This is a genomic window from Marinobacter sp. ELB17 (assembly GCF_000169375.1).
Classification (GTDB): Bacteria; Pseudomonadota; Gammaproteobacteria; order Pseudomonadales; family Oleiphilaceae; genus Marinobacter.
The window spans coordinates 1-16,275 of the sequence record NZ_AAXY01000034.1; the positions used below are offsets into that span (position 1 = coordinate 1).

At 54.3% G+C, this 16,275-nt stretch carries 18 protein-coding genes and 4 pseudogenes; 15 read left to right on the top strand and 7 right to left on the bottom strand.

Annotated features, from left to right (window positions below):
- Nucleotides 1–251 (bottom strand): annotated as a pseudogene (locus MELB17_RS20620) (ferrochelatase); the annotation flags it as partial.
- Nucleotides 252–483: 232 nt separating this feature from the next.
- Between MELB17_RS20620 and MELB17_RS20625 the strand changes: the two are divergent.
- The 8 genes and pseudogenes from MELB17_RS20625 to MELB17_RS25890 all read left to right on the top strand — a co-directional run bounded on the left by MELB17_RS20625 (nt 484) and on the right by MELB17_RS25890 (nt 6,783).
- Nucleotides 484–969, top strand: coding sequence for a YHS domain-containing (seleno)protein (locus tag MELB17_RS20625; protein ID WP_007352287.1), 486 nt, complete (start codon nt 484–486; stop codon nt 967–969).
- A 290-nt stretch (nt 970–1,259) separates the two neighbouring features.
- Entirely contained in the window at nt 1,260–2,846 is a 1,587-nt protein-coding gene (locus tag MELB17_RS20630) for an FMN-binding glutamate synthase family protein (RefSeq protein WP_007352288.1), read from the top strand.
- 159 nt (nt 2,847–3,005) lie between these two features.
- Complete coding sequence (locus MELB17_RS20635; RefSeq protein WP_036185787.1) at nt 3,006–3,728, top strand: amino acid ABC transporter substrate-binding protein; 723 nt, start codon at nt 3,006–3,008, stop codon at nt 3,726–3,728.
- A gap of 134 nt (nt 3,729–3,862) precedes the next feature.
- Complete coding sequence (locus tag MELB17_RS20640; protein WP_007352290.1) at nt 3,863–4,432, top strand: amino acid ABC transporter permease; 570 nt, start codon at nt 3,863–3,865, stop codon at nt 4,430–4,432.
- A pseudogene (locus tag MELB17_RS20645) lies at nt 4,429–5,175 on the top strand (amino acid ABC transporter ATP-binding protein). The gene MELB17_RS20640 and the pseudogene MELB17_RS20645 overlap by 4 nt, the downstream one beginning before the upstream one ends.
- A gap of 31 nt (nt 5,176–5,206) precedes the next feature.
- Nucleotides 5,207–5,389 carry an ADP-ribosylglycohydrolase family protein gene (locus tag MELB17_RS25195; protein ID WP_007352293.1) on the top strand — a complete coding sequence of 61 codons (183 nt, stop codon included), beginning with the start codon at nt 5,207–5,209 and terminating at the stop codon, nt 5,387–5,389.
- A pseudogene (locus MELB17_RS25885) lies at nt 5,386–5,865 on the top strand (ADP-ribosylglycohydrolase family protein); the annotation flags it as partial. The gene MELB17_RS25195 and the pseudogene MELB17_RS25885, both read left to right, overlap by 4 nt.
- On the top strand, nt 5,842–6,783 hold the full coding sequence (locus tag MELB17_RS25890) for an IS5 family transposase (protein ID WP_413540303.1): 942 nt from the start codon (nt 5,842–5,844) through the stop codon (nt 6,781–6,783). The pseudogene MELB17_RS25885 and the gene MELB17_RS25890, both read left to right, overlap by 24 nt.
- Before the next feature lie 163 nt (nt 6,784–6,946).
- Here the strand turns inward: MELB17_RS25890 and MELB17_RS20660 are convergent.
- A pseudogene (locus tag MELB17_RS20660) lies at nt 6,947–7,532 on the bottom strand (IS5 family transposase).
- Nucleotides 7,533–7,637: 105 nt separating this feature from the next.
- Here MELB17_RS20660 and MELB17_RS20665 point away from each other — a divergent pair.
- Entirely contained in the window at nt 7,638–8,402 is a 765-nt protein-coding gene (locus MELB17_RS20665) for a site-specific integrase (RefSeq protein ID WP_036185780.1), read from the top strand.
- On the opposite strand, the gene istB is transcribed toward MELB17_RS20665, so the two are convergent.
- Together istB and istA are read right to left on the bottom strand one after the other, a co-directional pair.
- Nucleotides 8,374–9,129, bottom strand: a complete 756-nt coding sequence (gene istB, locus MELB17_RS20670) for an IS21-like element helper ATPase IstB (protein ID WP_007348516.1) — start codon at nt 9,127–9,129, stop codon at nt 8,374–8,376. The genes MELB17_RS20665 and istB overlap by 29 nt on opposite strands.
- Entirely contained in the window at nt 9,126–10,592 is a 1,467-nt protein-coding gene (istA, locus tag MELB17_RS20675; protein ID WP_007348517.1) for an IS21 family transposase, read from the bottom strand. The genes istB and istA overlap by 4 nt, the downstream gene beginning before the upstream one ends.
- Before the next feature lie 146 nt (nt 10,593–10,738).
- Between istA and MELB17_RS20680 the strand changes: the two genes are divergently transcribed.
- From MELB17_RS20680 to MELB17_RS23400, 4 genes are read left to right on the top strand one after another with little or no spacing between them, the layout of a single operon-like run.
- The gene (locus MELB17_RS20680) at nt 10,739–11,320 is read left to right on the top strand and encodes a tyrosine-type recombinase/integrase (protein WP_227499003.1); all 582 of its coding nucleotides are present in this window, start codon (nt 10,739–10,741) and stop codon (nt 11,318–11,320) included.
- Complete coding sequence (locus MELB17_RS20685; protein WP_007352298.1) at nt 11,317–11,631, top strand: hypothetical protein; 315 nt, start codon at nt 11,317–11,319, stop codon at nt 11,629–11,631. Before MELB17_RS20680 ends, MELB17_RS20685 begins: the two co-directional genes overlap by 4 nt.
- 47 nt (nt 11,632–11,678) lie before the next feature.
- Nucleotides 11,679–12,143, top strand: a complete 465-nt coding sequence (locus tag MELB17_RS24755; RefSeq protein ID WP_157133370.1) for a hypothetical protein — start codon at nt 11,679–11,681, stop codon at nt 12,141–12,143.
- On the top strand, nt 12,144–12,383 hold the full coding sequence (locus tag MELB17_RS23400; RefSeq protein ID WP_007352301.1) for a hypothetical protein: 240 nt from the start codon (nt 12,144–12,146) through the stop codon (nt 12,381–12,383).
- Nucleotides 12,384–12,553: 170 nt separating this feature from the next.
- On the opposite strand, the gene MELB17_RS24760 is transcribed toward MELB17_RS23400, so the two are convergent.
- The 3 genes from MELB17_RS24760 to MELB17_RS20700 form a co-directional block, all read right to left on the bottom strand.
- Nucleotides 12,554–12,712 (bottom strand): YbfB/YjiJ family MFS transporter, encoded by a 159-nt coding sequence (locus tag MELB17_RS24760; protein ID WP_007352302.1) that lies wholly within the window; start codon nt 12,710–12,712, stop codon nt 12,554–12,556.
- A 61-nt stretch (nt 12,713–12,773) separates the two neighbouring features.
- Nucleotides 12,774–13,358 carry a 2-hydroxychromene-2-carboxylate isomerase gene (locus tag MELB17_RS20695; RefSeq protein WP_007352303.1) on the bottom strand — a complete coding sequence of 195 codons (585 nt, stop codon included), beginning with the start codon at nt 13,356–13,358 and terminating at the stop codon, nt 12,774–12,776.
- Nucleotides 13,359–13,388: 30 nt separating this feature from the next.
- On the bottom strand, nt 13,389–14,120 hold the full coding sequence (locus MELB17_RS20700; RefSeq protein ID WP_007352304.1) for an SDR family NAD(P)-dependent oxidoreductase: 732 nt from the start codon (nt 14,118–14,120) through the stop codon (nt 13,389–13,391).
- Nucleotides 14,121–14,195: 75 nt separating this feature from the next.
- On the opposite strand from MELB17_RS20700, the gene MELB17_RS20705 reads away from it, so the two are divergent.
- The gene (locus MELB17_RS20705; RefSeq protein WP_198136529.1) at nt 14,196–15,095 is read left to right on the top strand and encodes a LysR family transcriptional regulator; all 900 of its coding nucleotides are present in this window, start codon (nt 14,196–14,198) and stop codon (nt 15,093–15,095) included.
- 283 nt (nt 15,096–15,378) lie between these two features.
- Entirely contained in the window at nt 15,379–16,251 is an 873-nt protein-coding gene (locus tag MELB17_RS20710; RefSeq protein WP_007352306.1) for a hypothetical protein, read from the top strand.
- Nucleotides 16,252–16,275: the final 24 nt, after the last annotated feature.

Here is a 16,275-nt window from a genome sequence, read left to right on the forward strand (position 1 = left end):
CATTCTTCACGGCCAAATCTTGACTGGAAGGTGGTCATGTATTCCTCTTTTACCAGGCCCAGACGCTCAGCCAGCAGGCGCGATGTTTTGTGGCATTCGCAGTGGTAAGGGTCGCCTTTGGTCAGGTATTTCTTCGGCACGCCGTGGTAAGACAGCATCAGCTTCTGTTTGCGCCCGTGCTCTACCCAATGGGCCTCGATAAGCTCCGCCATGGCCTCGATGTACGGCGGAAAATCGTGGTAGTGAGAGACCACGGATATCATTAACCAAAACGCGGGTATCCAATGACAGAATTTCAAGTTATCAAGCTCCTATATTGGTTTCCACCACACTGTACGCTTGATAACAATGACCTATTAAGCCCACGATCGTTACAGAGAAATCAAATTTCTCCCTCCTTGCCTGTAACAACGGCGGCTCTGCTCTGTCTTTATTAACGGTACCTTGAATCCTTAAAGTGTATGACTAAAGCGGAGACATCCTATGTCCAATAACGCTCAACCAGTCCTCAAGGCACTGTTGCTGGCCCTCATGGTCAGCTTTACGGCATTGCCGGTCATGGCAGACAACCAGTACCCTGCAAGTCCGCTTGCAGCCCTCGGCGGATACAGCCCGGTTTCGTACTTTGAGCAGGGAGTACCGGAAAAGGGCTCTGCTCAGTTCCACAGTAATTACAAAGGAACGACCTACTGGTTTACTGATGAGAACCAAAAGCAGATGTTTGACGCTGCGCCCGCGAATTTCGCACCGGCTTTTCCAAATCACTGCCCTTATAACCTTGCCATGGGCCGCAGCGAACCCATTGATCCCACCAACTTCAAGATCGTGGATGGCCGGCTCCTGTTATTCCATCGTTCTGCAGAACACAATGGACGCAAGCGATGGGAGGAGACAATCAGATCCGGAGCAATGACCGAGCGCGAGCTGATGAAAAGAGCACAAAGTAATTTTATTAACATCAAGTTCTGAAGCTGTTCATCCTCGCTTTAAACATCGGGTCATCCGGGTGCATTCATGCTGGGCATAACATAGCAACCGAACCTGGAGTAGGCTGAGGCTTCCGTGCGTCTCTGCGACGCACTCCATCAACACGCCCGCTTTTACCGGATCCGTTACAATAACTTTGCCTTCTCTCTTGGCGATCGGGAATGCGAGCATGGCAACGGCGGGGAACATTCACTGTAACAACCAGGCTTACAGCGTGTCGTTTATTACTGATCAACAGTAAAACTTCATCGTTAGAAAACAGGGTCTGCCTCATGGTGTTCCGCCACATTTTTATTCTTTCAGGTCTGGCGCTAAGCGCCGTATTACTCCTTATTAGTATTGCATGGCCCGAAGTGAACTGGGCTTGGTTGCTCATAGGGCCATTGATTGTTTTGGGTATTCGTGACCTTACCCAGAACAAACACACTCTACTCAAGATCTATCCGATTGTTGGCCATTTCCGTTACCTGTTCGAATCCGTTCGGCGGGAGCTGCAGCAGTACTTTGTAGAGTCCGATCTCGATGGCGCTCCGGTCAATCGAGAATTCCGCAGCCTGATTTATCAGCGCGCCAAAAAAGCTAACGATACCCGCGCCTTCGGCACCATCTTCGATGTGTATCGCGACGGTTACGAATGGGTAAACCACTCCCTGGCACCCAAGGAGTGCCTCCCGGTCGATCTGTGGGTTACTTTTGGTGGGCCAGAATGCATCAGGCCCTATGAGGCATCCCCGTTCAACATTTCTGCCATGAGTTATGGTGCTCTGAGCCGAAATGCCGTGATGGCACTCAACCGGGGCGCGAAACTCGGGAATTTTGCCCACAACACCGGCGAAGGCGGGATCAGCGAGTGGCACCTTGAGTACGGTGGCGACCTGATCTGGCAAATCGGAACCGGTTATTTTGGTTGCCGCACGCCGGACGGGGTATTCGATCCGGACCTGTTTACAGAGCAGGCGACACAGGATGTGGTCAAGATGATCGAGATCAAACTGTCCCAGGGTGCCAAGCCCGGGCATGGCGGCGTGCTGCCAGCCGCGAAGCTTACCGAAGAAATTGCCCGTATCCGCATGGTGCCCATGGGACAGGACGTATTGTCACCGCCCGGGCACTCGGCCTTTTCCAGCCCCGTGGAATTGCTGCAATTCGTCGCCCAGCTCCGCAAACTCTCGGGCGGCAAGCCTGTTGGGTTCAAGCTGTGTCCCGGTAACCGGCGGGAGTTCCTGGGTATTTGCAAGGCCATGCTGAAAACCGGTCTGCGGCCCGATTTTATTACCGTGGACGGCGGTGAAGGCGGCACCGGCGCCGCGCCGGTGGAATTGACAAACTCGGTGGGCATGCCGCTGCGCGATGGCCTGCATTTTGTGCACAATGCCCTACGAGGCATCGGTGTTCGTGACAAGATCAGAATTATCGCCTCCGGCAAGGCCTTCTCTGCATTTCATATCTTGCGAATGATGATTCTCGGGGCCGACACCGTGAACTCAGCCCGCGGCATGATGCTGGCGCTGGGCTGCATCCAGTCCCGCAGCTGCAACACTGACAAATGCCCTACCGGTATCACCACCCAGAACCCCGCCCGCTACAAACAGCTGGATGTTACCGACAAGGGCGTGCGGGTTGCCAACTACCATCAGTCCTCCATGGAAACCCTGGCGGAACTGCTCAGCATACTGGGCAAGGATAAATTGGAAGACCTGGAGCCCGAGGATATTAATCGGCGGGTCAATCAAGGCAGTGTTATGAACTATGCCCAGCTGTATCCCTGTATTGATGAGGGCTGCCTCTTGCATACGGACTGCGCGCCGGATTCATGGGCCAGCGACTGGCACCAGGCAACAGCGGACAGCTGGCGCTAGAAGTGCACTTCCTTGATCTCCAATTCTGCGCCTGACCAATGAGGATTTCCAATGACCAACAACGTGCCCAGCGACAGAAAAGCCGCGACGATTTCCGCCCTTGCCCAATTTTCACACCCGTCTATGCTTCAGATACGATGCACGCTGGAAGGAGGCTTTATGAAAACGCTATTGATCAATACACTCTTGATAATGTGCTTGTTCGCAAGCTCACCTTTGCTTGCACAGGAAGATCCGATGAGGGTGGGTATGTCCGGGCAATATTTCCCGTTCACGTTCGTGGAACAGGACGAACTCAAAGGTTTTGACGTAGATATCATGAACGCCGTGGGCAAGGAGATGGGGCGCGAGATTACCTTCCAGACTGCCAATTTCTCGGGCCTGTTTGGCATGCTGGAGTTCGGGCGCATCGATACCGTTGCCAATCAGATCACCATTACGGAGGATCGTAAGAAGGCCTACATTTTCAGCGAGCCCTACGTTTATGGTGGCGCCCAGGTGGTGGTCAAGAAAGGGAATTCTGAGGTTCAGGGTGTCGAGGACCTAAAAGGCAAAACGGTGGCGGTGAACCTTGGCTCCAATTTCGAAGCCCTGCTGCGCGAACTGCCCTACGCCGACCAGATCAACATCAAGACCTACGAGAGCAATATTGAGCGCCACACCGCCCTTGGCCGTGTGGATGCCTTTGTAATGGACCGGGTCAGCGCCAGCCAGATCATCAAGGACAAACCCCTGCCGCTGGCACTGGCCGGTAAAACCTTCTCACAAATCACCAACGCGTATCCGTTCCAGGACACAAAAGCAGGGCGGGCCCTGCGGGAGAACGGAACCCTGGCGTCCATTTCCGAGAAATGGTTTGGCACTGACGTCACCCAGCCCTGAGGGGCGCCACAAGGCCTGACACCCTATGGACGCGCTGAACGTAGAGTACATGCTCGGACTGGTACCCGTTCTGCTTGGCTATCTGCCCCTTACCCTGCAACTGGCGGGGTCCGGCATGGTCATGGCATTGATTCTTGCCTGCCTGCCTGTTCGCAGTGGTGCGGGTGCTGCGTGTCCCGATAATCAATCAACTAACCATCGTGGTTATCTCGTTTTTCCGGGGCACGCCGCTGCTGGTCCAGTTGTTCCTGTTCTATTATGGGCTGCCACAACTGTTCAGTGCGTTAACGGTGATAAACGGCGTCACCGCTACCATCATGGGCCTGACCCTGCACTTTTCCGCGTATATGGCGGAATCGATCCGGGCCGCTATCATCGGGGTGGATCGCAGCCAGACCGAGGCCGCGCTCTCGATTGGCATGACTAATATTCAGCTGATGCGTCGCATCGTCTTGCCGCAGGCCACCCGCGTTGCTCTGCCCACACTGATGAACTACTTCATAGACATGATCAAGGCCACCTCCCTGGCCTTTACCCTCGGGGTCACGGAACTGATGGGGGCCACCCAGAAAGAAGCATCCGGCAGCTTCCTGTATTTTGAGGCGTTCATCGTCGCCGCAGTGATGTACTGGGTCGTGGTTGAGCTGCTTTCACAATTGCAGAAGTATCTGGAAACTCGCCTAAATAAGGCTTACAGCCGATGATTGAATTCAAGTCTCTTAGTAAACAGTTCGGTAAGAGCGTGGTTCTCGACGGTATTGATCTGACCATTGAGAAGGGCGAGATCACTGTCATTATTGGTCCATCGGGAACGGGTAAATCTACGTTGCTACGTTGCGTCAACTTTCTGGAACATCCCACGGCTGGGGAAATCACCGTCGGCGACCTTACTGTGGATGTGAACCGGGCAAGCCGGGCGGAGATTCTCTCATTACGCCGGCGAACCGCGTTTGTGTTCCAGAATTACGCCCTGTTTGCTAACAAAACCGCACTGGAAAACGTCGCCGAACGGCTGGTTGTGGTGGACCGGTGGCCAAAAGAAAAGGCTTACCAGCGCGCCCAGGAAATTCTCGAGCGGATCGGCCTTGCAGACAAAGCCGATGCCTACCCCGCCTCCATGTCCGGTGGTCAGCAGCAACGGGTGGGTATCGGCCGCGCCATGGCCACAGGCGCCGACGTCATCCTGTTCGATGAACCCACCTCGTCCCTCGATCCCGAATGGGTGGAATAAGTGTTGGGACTGATGAAGCAACTGGCATCGGAACGCCAGACCATGATGGTGGTCACCCACGAAATGTCCTTTGCCCGGGATGTCGCCGACCGGGTAATTTTTATCGACGGTGGCAAGATTGTGGAACAGGGGCCGCCCAGCGAGATGTTCTCCAACCCGCAGGATCCCCGAACGAAGGATTTTCTGAAGAAAATCCTGGCCACCAACCCTGAGTGAGAGAGCACCCATCGACAAGGGAGATATCCACATGAGTAACTCCGTTGCCCGGCGCATTGAGAATGCCCTCTGGGGCGCCTTCATCGGCGATGCGCTTGCCATGCCGGTGCACTGGTTCTATTCAACCGAACGCATTCGTGAGCAGTTTCCCGGGGGCATAGACCGGTATTTTCCGGCCCCGCATCCCCATCAGATGCCTTCATGCTGGGCATGACCTATCAACCGGACCTGGAGAAGGCCGAGGCTTCCGGGCGTCCCTACGACATACTCCATCAACACGCCCGCTTTTACCGGACCAGTTACAGTGACTTTGGCTTCTCCCTTGATGATCCGGAAGGCGAGCATGGCAACACAACCGCCGCTCTGGATGAGCGTATGCATTATCATCACGATCTTGATGCGGGGGAGTCTACCCTTGGCGCAGGCCTATTGCGGGTACTGATGCGTTCGGTCATCGAACGGGGCGGTTACAGCCAGAAGGGCTTTCTAGACGATTTCATCCGATACATGACCCAACCCCGCAGCAACCGGGACCCTTACACCGAGATTTACCTGCGCCGCTGGTTCGAGCATTACAGCCAGGGTACCACACCGGAAAATTGTGCCGAACACCAACGCCGGGTGTGGTCCATTGGCAGTGTCGGCGGGCTGGTAAGGCCACTGGTACTGGCATTGTTAAACCCGGAAAACCCTTTTGTTGCCACTGGCATGGCGCTGGGCCATTGGTCTAGACTCCTGAAAATGCTTGGACCCTCGTATTATCCAGACTCTCTGGGCAAGCGCGGGCGACCACCCATTCCCCTGAAGCGAATGCTGCGAATGTACTTTGTTCGGCAATGGCACGCTTTGTCAGATGAGGCCTTGGAAGACGCGATTTATGACAGCCAGGCACTGCGCAACTTCGTAGGCGTTGATCTGGCGGTAGAGTCTGTACCCGACGCAACGACACTGCTGAAGTTTCGTCATATGCTGGAAAAGCAGTCGCTGACGCAGCTCATTTTTGAGCAGATCAATGCCCATCTAGCCGAAAAAGGGATGTTGATGCGTGAGGGCTCCATTGTCGATGCCACTATTATTGCTGCACCGCCCTCCACTAAAAACCGGGCAAAGGCACGCGATCCTGAAATGCACCAAGCCGAAAAAGGCAATCAGTGGCACTTTGGTATGAAGGCCCATATCGGCGTTGATGCGGATTCGGGACTGGTTCACAGCCTGACAGGCACCGCAGCCAATGTGGCGGATATCACAGAGTCTGGAAACTTATTGCAGGGTGATGAAACGGATGTCTTTGGTGATGCGGGTTACACCGGCGTGGCCAAACGCGCGTCTTTCAAGGAGTCGACGGTCGTCTGGCATGTTGCTGAAAAACGAGGAAAACTAAAGAAGATGGAAGCGGGTCGCCGCAAAGATCTCGTCGTTCAGCGGGAACGGGTTAAGGCGCAGATTCGATCCAAGGTGGAGCATCCATTCCACGTTATCAAGAACTTGTTCCGGCATCGCAAAGTGCGTTATCGAGGGCTGCTAAAGAATACGGCGCAGCTTTTTACAATGTTTGGTCTGGCCAATCTCGTACTGGCACGGAGACTGAAGCGGCCTCAGTGTGCCTAAAATCTACCAAAAGGGCGGAAAATGCGCCCAAAGATGCGTTTTGTCTGCATAATCCCGATTGTGCGTTGGAAAATTGATGAAATGCCGCCTGTTTGGAGACGGCGATACGAGTTTTTTGAGTGCTTGGCCTTTGATCAGCGTTTCCCTAGGGGCTGTTGACAATTCACATCGGCAGCCAGAGAAATGCGCAAGCCAATAACACGATGCTCTCATAATGACGAGTCAGTTTGTCATATCTGGCTGTCGTAGCCTTTATCCGCTATCAGCACCTGCGCAGCGTCAATTTTTTCGATGAGTGTTGGCGCTCCAGTGCAGTCATTGATGTGACCGCCTGTCATGGTGAACACTTCCGGCAAGCCGTAAGCATTCACCGCCAGATGCACCTTGGAGGTGTTGCCAGCCCTGCTTTTACCGATATTCTCGTCGTAGCCACCAGCGGCTCCGGCGCTGTGCTGGTGCGCTTTTACAGAGCGGCCTTCAATGAAGACCCATTCCAGATCGGAGTCTGTTTTCAGCACGTTGAAGAGCTTTTTCCAGAGGCCTTTTTTCGACCAGTGATTGAACGCCTTGTAGATGGAATTCCACTTGCCGAAATGCTCTGGCAGATATCTCCATGGTATGCCAGTACGCATTCTGAACAGAATACCTTCGACTGTCCTGCGCAGGCCTGCCTTGTCATAGAGGCTGAATTAAAGCCATATTTCTCTTAGCTTGGACCCCAGCTCCTCTGTGAGCCTGTATCTGGGCACTGCGGGCTCGTCTGATTGTTGTTTCGGAACTTCATTATACGAGCTTGCTATTACCTTTCAAAGGCTTACGAGCAATTGTCAACAGCCCCTAGAAAGGAGATTGTCATGTTAGAACATTACTTCGTTAAGCCCGATACCATTGATGGGATCCGTGCATCCTGGATCGGGGAACCGATTGAGCAGTACGTTGCGTGGCTAGCCGGGCATGGGTATAGCCCCAGGTTAATAGTGCGGCGAGTCCCGCTCCTGAGACAGTTTGGCGAGTTTGCTCGCGATCATGGTGCCACGCAGTGGAGCGAGCTGCCGACTTATGTCGAGGCCTATGTCCAGCATTGGGTAAAGGTTCATGCCGAGAACGCATGGCAGGCAAAGCGATGGGTGGCCAATAATGCTCGTGCACCGATCGAGCAATTGCTCTCCCTGATATTGCCCGATTTCTGCGGGGGAGGTCGGCGACGCACCAGTCGAGATCCCTTCCTGGATCAGGCGCCGGGTTTCTTTGCTTATCTGCATGAGGAACGGGGCCTGCGTGAACAGTCTCTTCGGTACTATGGCCATTATCTGCGTAACCTGGAAGCCTACCTGACGCGGATCAATCTACTGCATTTGTCCGAGCTCACGCCAGCTGTACTCAGCGCGTTTGTAGTGGAGAGCGGTTGCCGCCTGAGCCAGCATTCCATGACAGGGTTGTGCAGTCCCTTGCGGGTTTTCCTGCGCTACTTGTACTGCGAGCGGCTGAGCAACCGCGATCTCGGCGCTACCGTTGAGTCCCCGCGCCGGTATGTTCGGCGTCAACTATCCTGTCCGGTCCGCGACAACTATGATGGCCGGTTGGGTGGTCTTACTTCTTACTCTTTGCAGCCTGCTTGAGATGCTGCTGTCTTCGGTAACTTTCCCCCTCTAATTCGATAATAGTTGCGTGGTGTATCAGCCGGTCTATGGCCGCTACAGTCATCATGCTGTCTGGGAAGATTTGATCCCACTCACTAAATGGTTGGTTGGCTGTGACGATTAGACTGCCACTCTCATAGCGATGGGCGATGAACTCGAACAGTACCTGGGTTTCTGCATCCGTCTTTTTTACATAACCGATGTCATCGATGATGACGACCCTGTATTTATCCAGCCGTGTCATGGCTGTCATCAAGTCGAGATCGCGCTTGGCCTGTTGTAAGTGCTGAACCAGCGCTATGGCAGGGAACAGTTTGCAGCGTACCCCCTGTTCGGTGAGTTGATGACCCAGTGCATTAGCGATATGGGTTTTGCCAGTGCCGCTGGGGCCAATCAACAGCACATTGTCGGCATGGTGTGCCCAGTCACTGTCTTGTTGCAGCCTTGCCAGTGCGGTGTTGCAGGGGCGGCTGAACGCGCTTTGATCAAGCGCTGAGAAGGTCTTGTTGGCGGCAAGTTTTGCCTCGCGTACCCACTTCTGGGTCCGGCGCTGGTAGCGGTCTGAGAGCTCGTACTCACACAATGCCGCTAGGTAATCGGTGTGTGACCAGTTCTTCTCAATGGCGGTTTCCCAGAGCGATTGGTAATGACGGTGGAAGGCCGGCAGACGGAGTTCTTTTAACAGTAAAGCGACAGAGCCTGTCATATCTGTGCCTCCTGACTGTTGATCGAGGACAGTAGCTCGTCGTAGCTCACTAAGGTGTGTTGGCTTGATGCAGAGCACTTGAGGTCTGGGTTGCCGCGAAGGTAGCGTGACTGAATCTCGGTAATGGACGCGAACCGGCCTGCTTGGGCCTCAATCAGCAGATCCTCCCCCAGCGACTGTTCATCATCGTACTCGAAGGCCAGTCGCAATGTTGTCACGATCCATTTGCAGGCTTCTCGGGCTTCAAGGTGCGTATCCGCAAGCTGCCAGAGTTGACGGTAGTTGTCGTCCGGGAGTAAGTCATCACGCAACTGAGAGTAACGGAAGGCCTGCGGCTTCGAGGCCAGCGAGCGGATAACGTGCCGGTAATTGACGCTGCGGGCGCGATTCTCGCCAGGTTTGGGGTAAATGCGCGGTAATGTCAGTGCCGGCTGCTGTCCGACGAACAGCACCAGCTTGTCGTGGTGCAACCGGATTTGTACCGACTCTCCAATCAGCCGCGATGGCACGGTGTAAACAACGCGCCGGACTTCGATCGTTGAGCTGCGCGTCACCTTAAGGTGGAGGGTCTGATACTCGGCCGCCGTAAACTCCGGCAGAGGCTGCAAGGCCGCCTGCTCTTCAAGCGCGCGCGATCGGTTGCGCTGATTGAGCTTGTCGACAACGCGATCAATAAAAGCCTGATAGTGCGCAACACCGTCGAAGTCACTGTGACCGCGCAATAACAACTGTTGTGCCAAGCGTTTCTTGAGCGAGCCATTGGCGCACTCCACCACGCCGTTTTCATGGGACTGCCCCAGATTATTGCGAGTGGGTGTCATGCGGTAATGCTGGCACAGCTCGCTATAAGCCTCAGTCCACACGTTTTGACGGTTATTGCGTGCCGCGCTTAAGCTGTCGGTGCGGTGCTCAATGGGACTGCCACCCACCTGTTGTAAGGCTCGCTGCAAGCCCGCCGCCAGAGCCGCATAACTCTCACCACCTTGAACGACGGTAACCGAGCGCCAACCGCTGTAGGCCAATCGAAATTGATAGAGCAGGTGTGGAAAGGTCTTGGATTGAATCGTAACCGGGTTGTCGGGGTGGGTAAAATCAGAAAACCCCTGTTGCGCCACAACCGCCTGCTGGCGAAAAATGACCTCGCGTTCCGGCCCGTGTAGCGCCCGCCAGAGCTTCACACGGCGTTGCAGGGTGCGCAGAATGGTCTGATCGTAGTGCTCAGGGTAATGCTCTTGCAGATAATCAAGCAGAGTTGTACCGGTCAGCTTAGGCTCATTTTCTAACAGATGGAGCAACTCTGTTTCCCAAACCGCTTCCAGTGGATCTTCTCGGGTACGCCATTGCCGCTCGGTGTCAAGGCAGGGTTTTTGTGCTGATGTCTCGATGCGTCGCCCAGATCGGACAGAAACGCCTGCCTTGGCGGCAGCTACTTCTTGGCTTGCGCCATTTTGTCGGTGCTGCATGTACAGCTCCTCTTGTCGGTTGGTTATGTGTTGACCAGGCACCTTGTGCTCCACAGTGGAAAACAAAGTACCGATTGTTACACCCAACCGGCCAAGATAATTGTCGTTAACCGGTCATCCTAATTGTCGCCGAACACCGGTATCAGTTGGCCGATCTCCCGCGTTCGATCTCCTGGGACGAAGTCCGTCGCATGCTCGATGTTGTTGATCGACGCAGTGCCCTTGGCAAGCGTGACTACGCGATTCTGCTGTTGCTCGTCACTTATGGACTGCGCGGCCATGAGGTGGCCGGATTGACGTTGGATCATATCGACTGGAAGCGAGAACGCCTGTTGGTGCCTCAGCGCAAGGCGGGCCACACCACAGCCTACCCTCTCTCTTCGGTAGTCGGTGAAGCGATCCTCGACTATTTAAAAAATGCGCGCCCACACACGGAGGAGCGTAGGTTGTTCTTCCGGGTTGTGGCACCTATCCGACCTGTGACGGCGGTTACCCTGGCCAACCAGGTGACACAATACCTGCGCAAGGCGGGTATTCATGTTCGTCGCCCGGGTTCCCACACGTTGCGACACACTTGCGTGCAGCGATTGGTCGATGCCGAGTTCAACTTCAAAATCATCGGCGATTACGTCGGTCATGCATCCCCGAGCTCAACCCGTATCTATTCCAAGGTGGATGTGGAAACTCTGCGCACGGTGGCGCTGGATCACGAGGAGCTGCTGCCATGAACGCCTCATTCTGCAGTGCACTGGGCAAAGATTTTTCTGCCTACTTGAGTTACAAGCGAGCGCTTGGCCGTAAATTCGATACTGAAGAGCGGGCCTTGCGATTATTCGATCGGTTCCTGATCGATGAACGAGTGAGCGATGCGGCGGTAGTCCAACCGGCGTTGATCGAGGCTTTTCTCGCTTCGCGGCCATTGATGGGCATGGCTATGTTCGGGTTAGGTGTTGATCCTGAACTAAACTATAGGAAACCCCAGAAATTGTCGGAGGTTTCTAATGAAACAGGTCGATTTCAACCAACCAACTATCTATAGCCATTGACTCGCTCAGCCCCTGTCAACGACACCTGCTCCTGGAGCGATTGCAGCATCCCGACGCAATACCTGCAATCATCGAGCATCTTGAACAGCAACTTCAGTCCGATCTTAGATGCCCTAAGTGCAACCATGATCACATTAATCGCTGGGGCACTCTCAAACATTTACAGCGCTATCGCTGTAAAGCTTGTCACAAAACCTTTACGGCCTTAACCGGCACGCCGCTGGCTCGACTACGAAAACGCGAACTTTGGATGCAATACGCAGACTCCATGCTTAGCTCTGAAGCACTGCGTAAAGCAGCAGCGCGTTGCCACGTTCATCTGTCCACTTCTTTCCGCTGGCGCCATCGCTTCCTAAAACTGGCAGATTACCTTAATACACCTGTACTTACTGGCATCATAGAAGCTGATCAAACAATGTTCCGCGAATCATTCAAAGGCAAACGCAAAATTGCTAAACGGCCTGTTCGCAAGCGAGGCAACGACAACAAAAAAAGAGTCACGTGAGTGCCCGTTCTGGTGGCTCGTGACCGCCGCGCTGGTGAGGCCGACTTTGTTCTCAAACACTTCACTCTGAAAAATGTAGAGCAGCATCTGCTCCCCCTGTTAAACCGAGATATCGTTCTCTGTACAGACGGTCATCTGACCTTTGAAACATTGACCCGTAAGCACCATCCTGAGCACAAGGTGCTCAACGCCAGTGTTGGTGAAAGAGTCAAAGCGTCAGTCTTCCACATTCAAGGGTGAACAACTACCATCAACGACTCAAGGGCTGGATCCAGAGTTTTCACGGTGTCGCCACCAAATATCTACCCCACTATCTTGGCTGGTTTCGATGGTTCGATCATAATCAATCAAAAATAAATCAACCAACTGATTTTATGGCGGATTTCATTATGACAGAAAGTTTTCAACACTTAGTGCGAACATAGCCAGCCAGCCGCTACACCTAGTCCGGCCTGCTCCTGCATGATGGGCAGCATCGGAGTGTAAGAAAAACGGGCGACACCCATCACCAGAATCAAGTTGAAGACTCCGGCGCTAAGGATCTTAAATCGTTCGGTGTTATTGCTCATCGTTTTCCCGTTGCTTTATCAAAGCCGAAATCGTGACCAAAATCGTTACATTGGGTTTTGGTCAAATCAGCGCTTTTTCAACCCACTCCAGGCGGTCCTGGCCGAAGTACAGATCGTCCTCCACAAATATCGTGGGAGCACCAAATAGGCCTCTTTCTACTGCCGCCTCTGTTGCCTGAATTAATCCGGTTTTGAATTTCGGCTGTGTCATTGCTTCCATCACCACATCAGCGTCAAAGCCTGCACCGTTTAGCACCTCGGCCAGAACTTCTTTAGACGAGAGATCTTTCCCCTCGACCCAGGCGGCGGAAAACAGGGCGCGGTTATAGTCTTCGATCCGATTGTTGGAAAGCGCCCATAAGGCACCACGCAGGGCGTTAACCGTGCTGAAAGGGAAATGTTGATTGAGTGTGTAGGGGACTGCGTAATGGTCCGCATAACGTTCAAGATCCTTTTTAAACCACTCCCATTTGGCAGGGATCGTCATTGGACTGATGTTTTCGCTGGCCTTAAAAACGCCTCCTAATAGCATCGGTTTGTAGTTGATGCTTGCCCCGGTTCGTTCACACAGACCGGCAAGTTGCGTCCAGGCAAGGTAGGACGTCGCACTCACATAGTCGTAATAGAAATCGATGGTTTTACTCATTATTAATTCCTCTTGTCATGATGCAGGTAGTTACCAAGGCTCGGCAAAGGGGCGTATATCCTGTTCGAAGGTCCATGCGGTTCGGGGTTGGTTATGGAGCTGCCAGTAGACTTCCGCCAGATCATCCGGCTGGATAATGCCGTCCTCGCCTTTGCTGGCATACAGATCAGGTAGAACGGCTGCGGTCGATTCGTTTTCGATCAGACCGTCGACGATCACATGCGCTACGTGGATCCCCTGCGGTCCAAGCTCCCGAGCCATGCTCTGGGCCAATGCCCGCAACGCGTGCTTGCCTCCAGCAAAAGCTGCGAAGCCGCTGCTGCCCTTGACGCTGGCCGAGGCACCGGTAAACAGAATTGTGCCCTGGTTGCGGATCAGCATCTTTTTGGCGACCTCCCGTCCCAGCAGGAAGCCGGCTAGGGCACACATCTCCCAGACCTTGCGATAGACACGCGTGGAGGTTTCAGTGATGCTAAAGCGCACATTGCCGCCCACATTGAATACCGTAACGGCGATAGGCCCCAATTCCGCTTCCACCTTCTCGACCAGTCCGATCACCTGCTCTTCGTCGCGGGCATCGGAGTACATCGCAGTGGCGTCCGAGCCAAGTCCCCGGACATCGCTAACCAGAGTGTCCAGGTCACCACGACGACGGGTGGCCACAATATGGAAACCCTCCCGGGCAAAGCGCCTGGCGATGGCTGATCCCAGGTGATCCCCGGCGCCGACCACTAAGGCAATGGGTCTGTCAATGGTTGCCATCTTCTGCTCCTGATTTTTTTATTGGCTGGAAAAAGCTTATCGCGCTGCTTAAGATAAATATAATCGATTGTATCTATGATTACGACAACCAGGGCTTATGGTATGGAGTTACAACAGTTACGCCTCTTTCTGGCGGCAGCCGAATTGGAAAGCTTCACCCGGGGAGCTAAACGCGCTTTCGTGTCACAACCGGCGCTATCCGCCTCGGTCTCCAAGTTAGAAGCTGAGATGGGGGTCAAGCTGTTCACTCGTAACAAGCGCAATGTGGTCCTGACTCCGGCGGGTCGAATGCTGCTGAAAAGAGCGAAGCTGATCGTTGAAGAGTGCGCCAAGGCCAAAGATGAGCTGAAACATCATGATGTGCTACGTATGCTTCGGTTGGGGGTGGTCAATACCCTGTCCATTGCCCATGTCGCTCGGCTTATTGAGCAATACCGCCGGGAGAATCCCCGTTTGCGGTTGAGTGTGTTCGATGCTACCGAAGTGGAGTTGGAGCGATTGGCGCAGGAAAGTCGAATCGATATGGCGCTGACATTACTGCAGGACAGGCCCGATAGCGGTCGGAAATTCAGCCATTCAAAAGAGCTGTTCTCAGAAACCTACATGGTGGCAATGGCCTCTCACCATCACCTTAGCCGATCCTCGTCGGTGAGGCTCGCAGACTTGGAAAATGAACCCTTTATCGCCCGCTCTCATTGCGAGTACCGTCGGGTATTTCAGGACCTGATCAAGTCGAACGGCGTGCGCTTGGACGTTGCGTATGTCACCAATCAAGATGACAGGGCGCTGACACTGGTTGAAGAAGGGGTTGGGGTCGCAATTATCCCGGATAATTACGATTCGCCGGGTATCGTCAAACGCCCTCTGGTGGAAGCGACGGCGAAAAGGTCAATCGGGTTCGAATGGGGTGAGGGTGAAAACCGGGAAGAGGTTGACCGGTTTGTAGCCTTTGCCTGTACTGCTCGGTGGCCATAAAAAGCAACCTCCCGGGGCTTAAACACTTAATCAGGAGGAAATTATTTCGATCATTAATACGAGACTTAACGCCTCAGTAGAACCAATGGACATGAAGGCGATTAAAGCCAAAGGGCACAAACGTCTGTCTGGAAACAGCCAATAATGCCAACGCTGATCATCTCCCCCTAAGCCGAGCAAGACCTGCTCGATATCTGGCTGTATATCGCCGAAGACAGTCTCGTGAATGCTGATCGCTTCCTGGATCGGCTGGAAGGGAAGGCTCTGAAACGATGGCCCACGCTTGCGTGCGCTGGACGCAGAGCTTGATGAGCGTGGACTGGCTCCCCAGCAGCCAGGCAAGGGGCGCAATGTCTGGTATTGCGGTGGCTACGTGCAGGCGTCCGGGCGGGGTACCGTAGTGGCACTGCACGATTGCGACATCCTCACCTACGAGCGCGGCATGCTGGCGCGACTCTTCTACCCGGTGGCGCATCCACACCTCAATTACGAGTTCTGCAAGGGGTTTTACCCACGCATCGCGGAGGGGCGGCTTAACGGGCGGGTTTCGCGGCTGATGGTCACGCCGCTGCTGCGGGCGCTCAAGCGAATGCATGGTCCTTTACCCTACCTGGAGTATCTGGATAGCTATCGCTATGCGCTCTCCGGCGAGTTTTCCATGCGCACCGAAGTGCTCGATGGCATTCGCATCCCCGCCGATTGGCGCCTGGAAATCGGCGTGCTTTCCGAAGTGCATCGCAATTATTCCACCAAGCTGCTTTGCCAGGTGGATCTGGCCGATGCTTACGATCACAAGCTGCCCACCCAGGGCGTGATCTTCAGCGCCGAAGGGTTTCGTACCCTCAAGGCCACCTATTATCGGCTGACACTGGATCTGATCGAAGCCTACGACCACGACGCCGTGATGAACGGCCTGAGTCTAGATCGACACGGCGAAGAGCATGCAGTCAAGTTGTTCGCCGCCAATCTGCTCGAGGCGGGCAATACCTTCTGGATAACCCCGGCGAGCGACCCTTCATCCCCAGCTGGAACCGAGTCAAGGCGGCGATCCCCGACCTACCGGCTCGCATGTTTGAGGCCGTGGAGCAGGACAACGCCAGCGGGGGGGGTAGAGACTGACGGGTTCGGGTCCTGGGGCCTCCCACGAATTACCTGACGATGTCGACATGTTCGAAGGTGT

Excerpts from the sequence above, each read along its gene's own strand:
- MELB17_RS20665 (WP_036185780.1), top strand. The coding sequence starts at position 7,638 with ATGTTAGAACATTACTTCGTTAAGCCCGATACCATTGATGGGATCCGT.
- MELB17_RS24760 (WP_007352302.1), bottom strand. The coding sequence starts at position 12,712 with ATGAGCAATAACACCGAACGATTTAAGATCCTTAGCGCCGGAGTCTTC.
- MELB17_RS20705 (WP_198136529.1), top strand. The coding sequence starts at position 14,196 with ATGATTACGACAACCAGGGCTTATGGTATGGAGTTACAACAGTTACGC.
- istB (WP_007348516.1), bottom strand. The coding sequence starts at position 9,129 with ATGACAGGCTCTGTCGCTTTACTGTTAAAAGAACTCCGTCTGCCGGCC.
- MELB17_RS25195 (WP_007352293.1), top strand. The coding sequence starts at position 5,207 with ATGAGTAACTCCGTTGCCCGGCGCATTGAGAATGCCCTCTGGGGCGCC.
- istA (WP_007348517.1), bottom strand. The coding sequence starts at position 10,592 with ATGCAGCACCGACAAAATGGCGCAAGCCAAGAAGTAGCTGCCGCCAAG.
- MELB17_RS20630 (WP_007352288.1), top strand. The coding sequence starts at position 1,260 with ATGGTGTTCCGCCACATTTTTATTCTTTCAGGTCTGGCGCTAAGCGCC.
- MELB17_RS20700 (WP_007352304.1), bottom strand. The coding sequence starts at position 14,120 with ATGGCAACCATTGACAGACCCATTGCCTTAGTGGTCGGCGCCGGGGAT.
- MELB17_RS20695 (WP_007352303.1), bottom strand. The coding sequence starts at position 13,358 with ATGAGTAAAACCATCGATTTCTATTACGACTATGTGAGTGCGACGTCC.
- MELB17_RS20685 (WP_007352298.1), top strand. The coding sequence starts at position 11,317 with ATGAACGCCTCATTCTGCAGTGCACTGGGCAAAGATTTTTCTGCCTAC.
- MELB17_RS20625 (WP_007352287.1), top strand. The coding sequence starts at position 484 with ATGTCCAATAACGCTCAACCAGTCCTCAAGGCACTGTTGCTGGCCCTC.
- MELB17_RS20635 (WP_036185787.1), top strand. The coding sequence starts at position 3,006 with ATGAAAACGCTATTGATCAATACACTCTTGATAATGTGCTTGTTCGCA.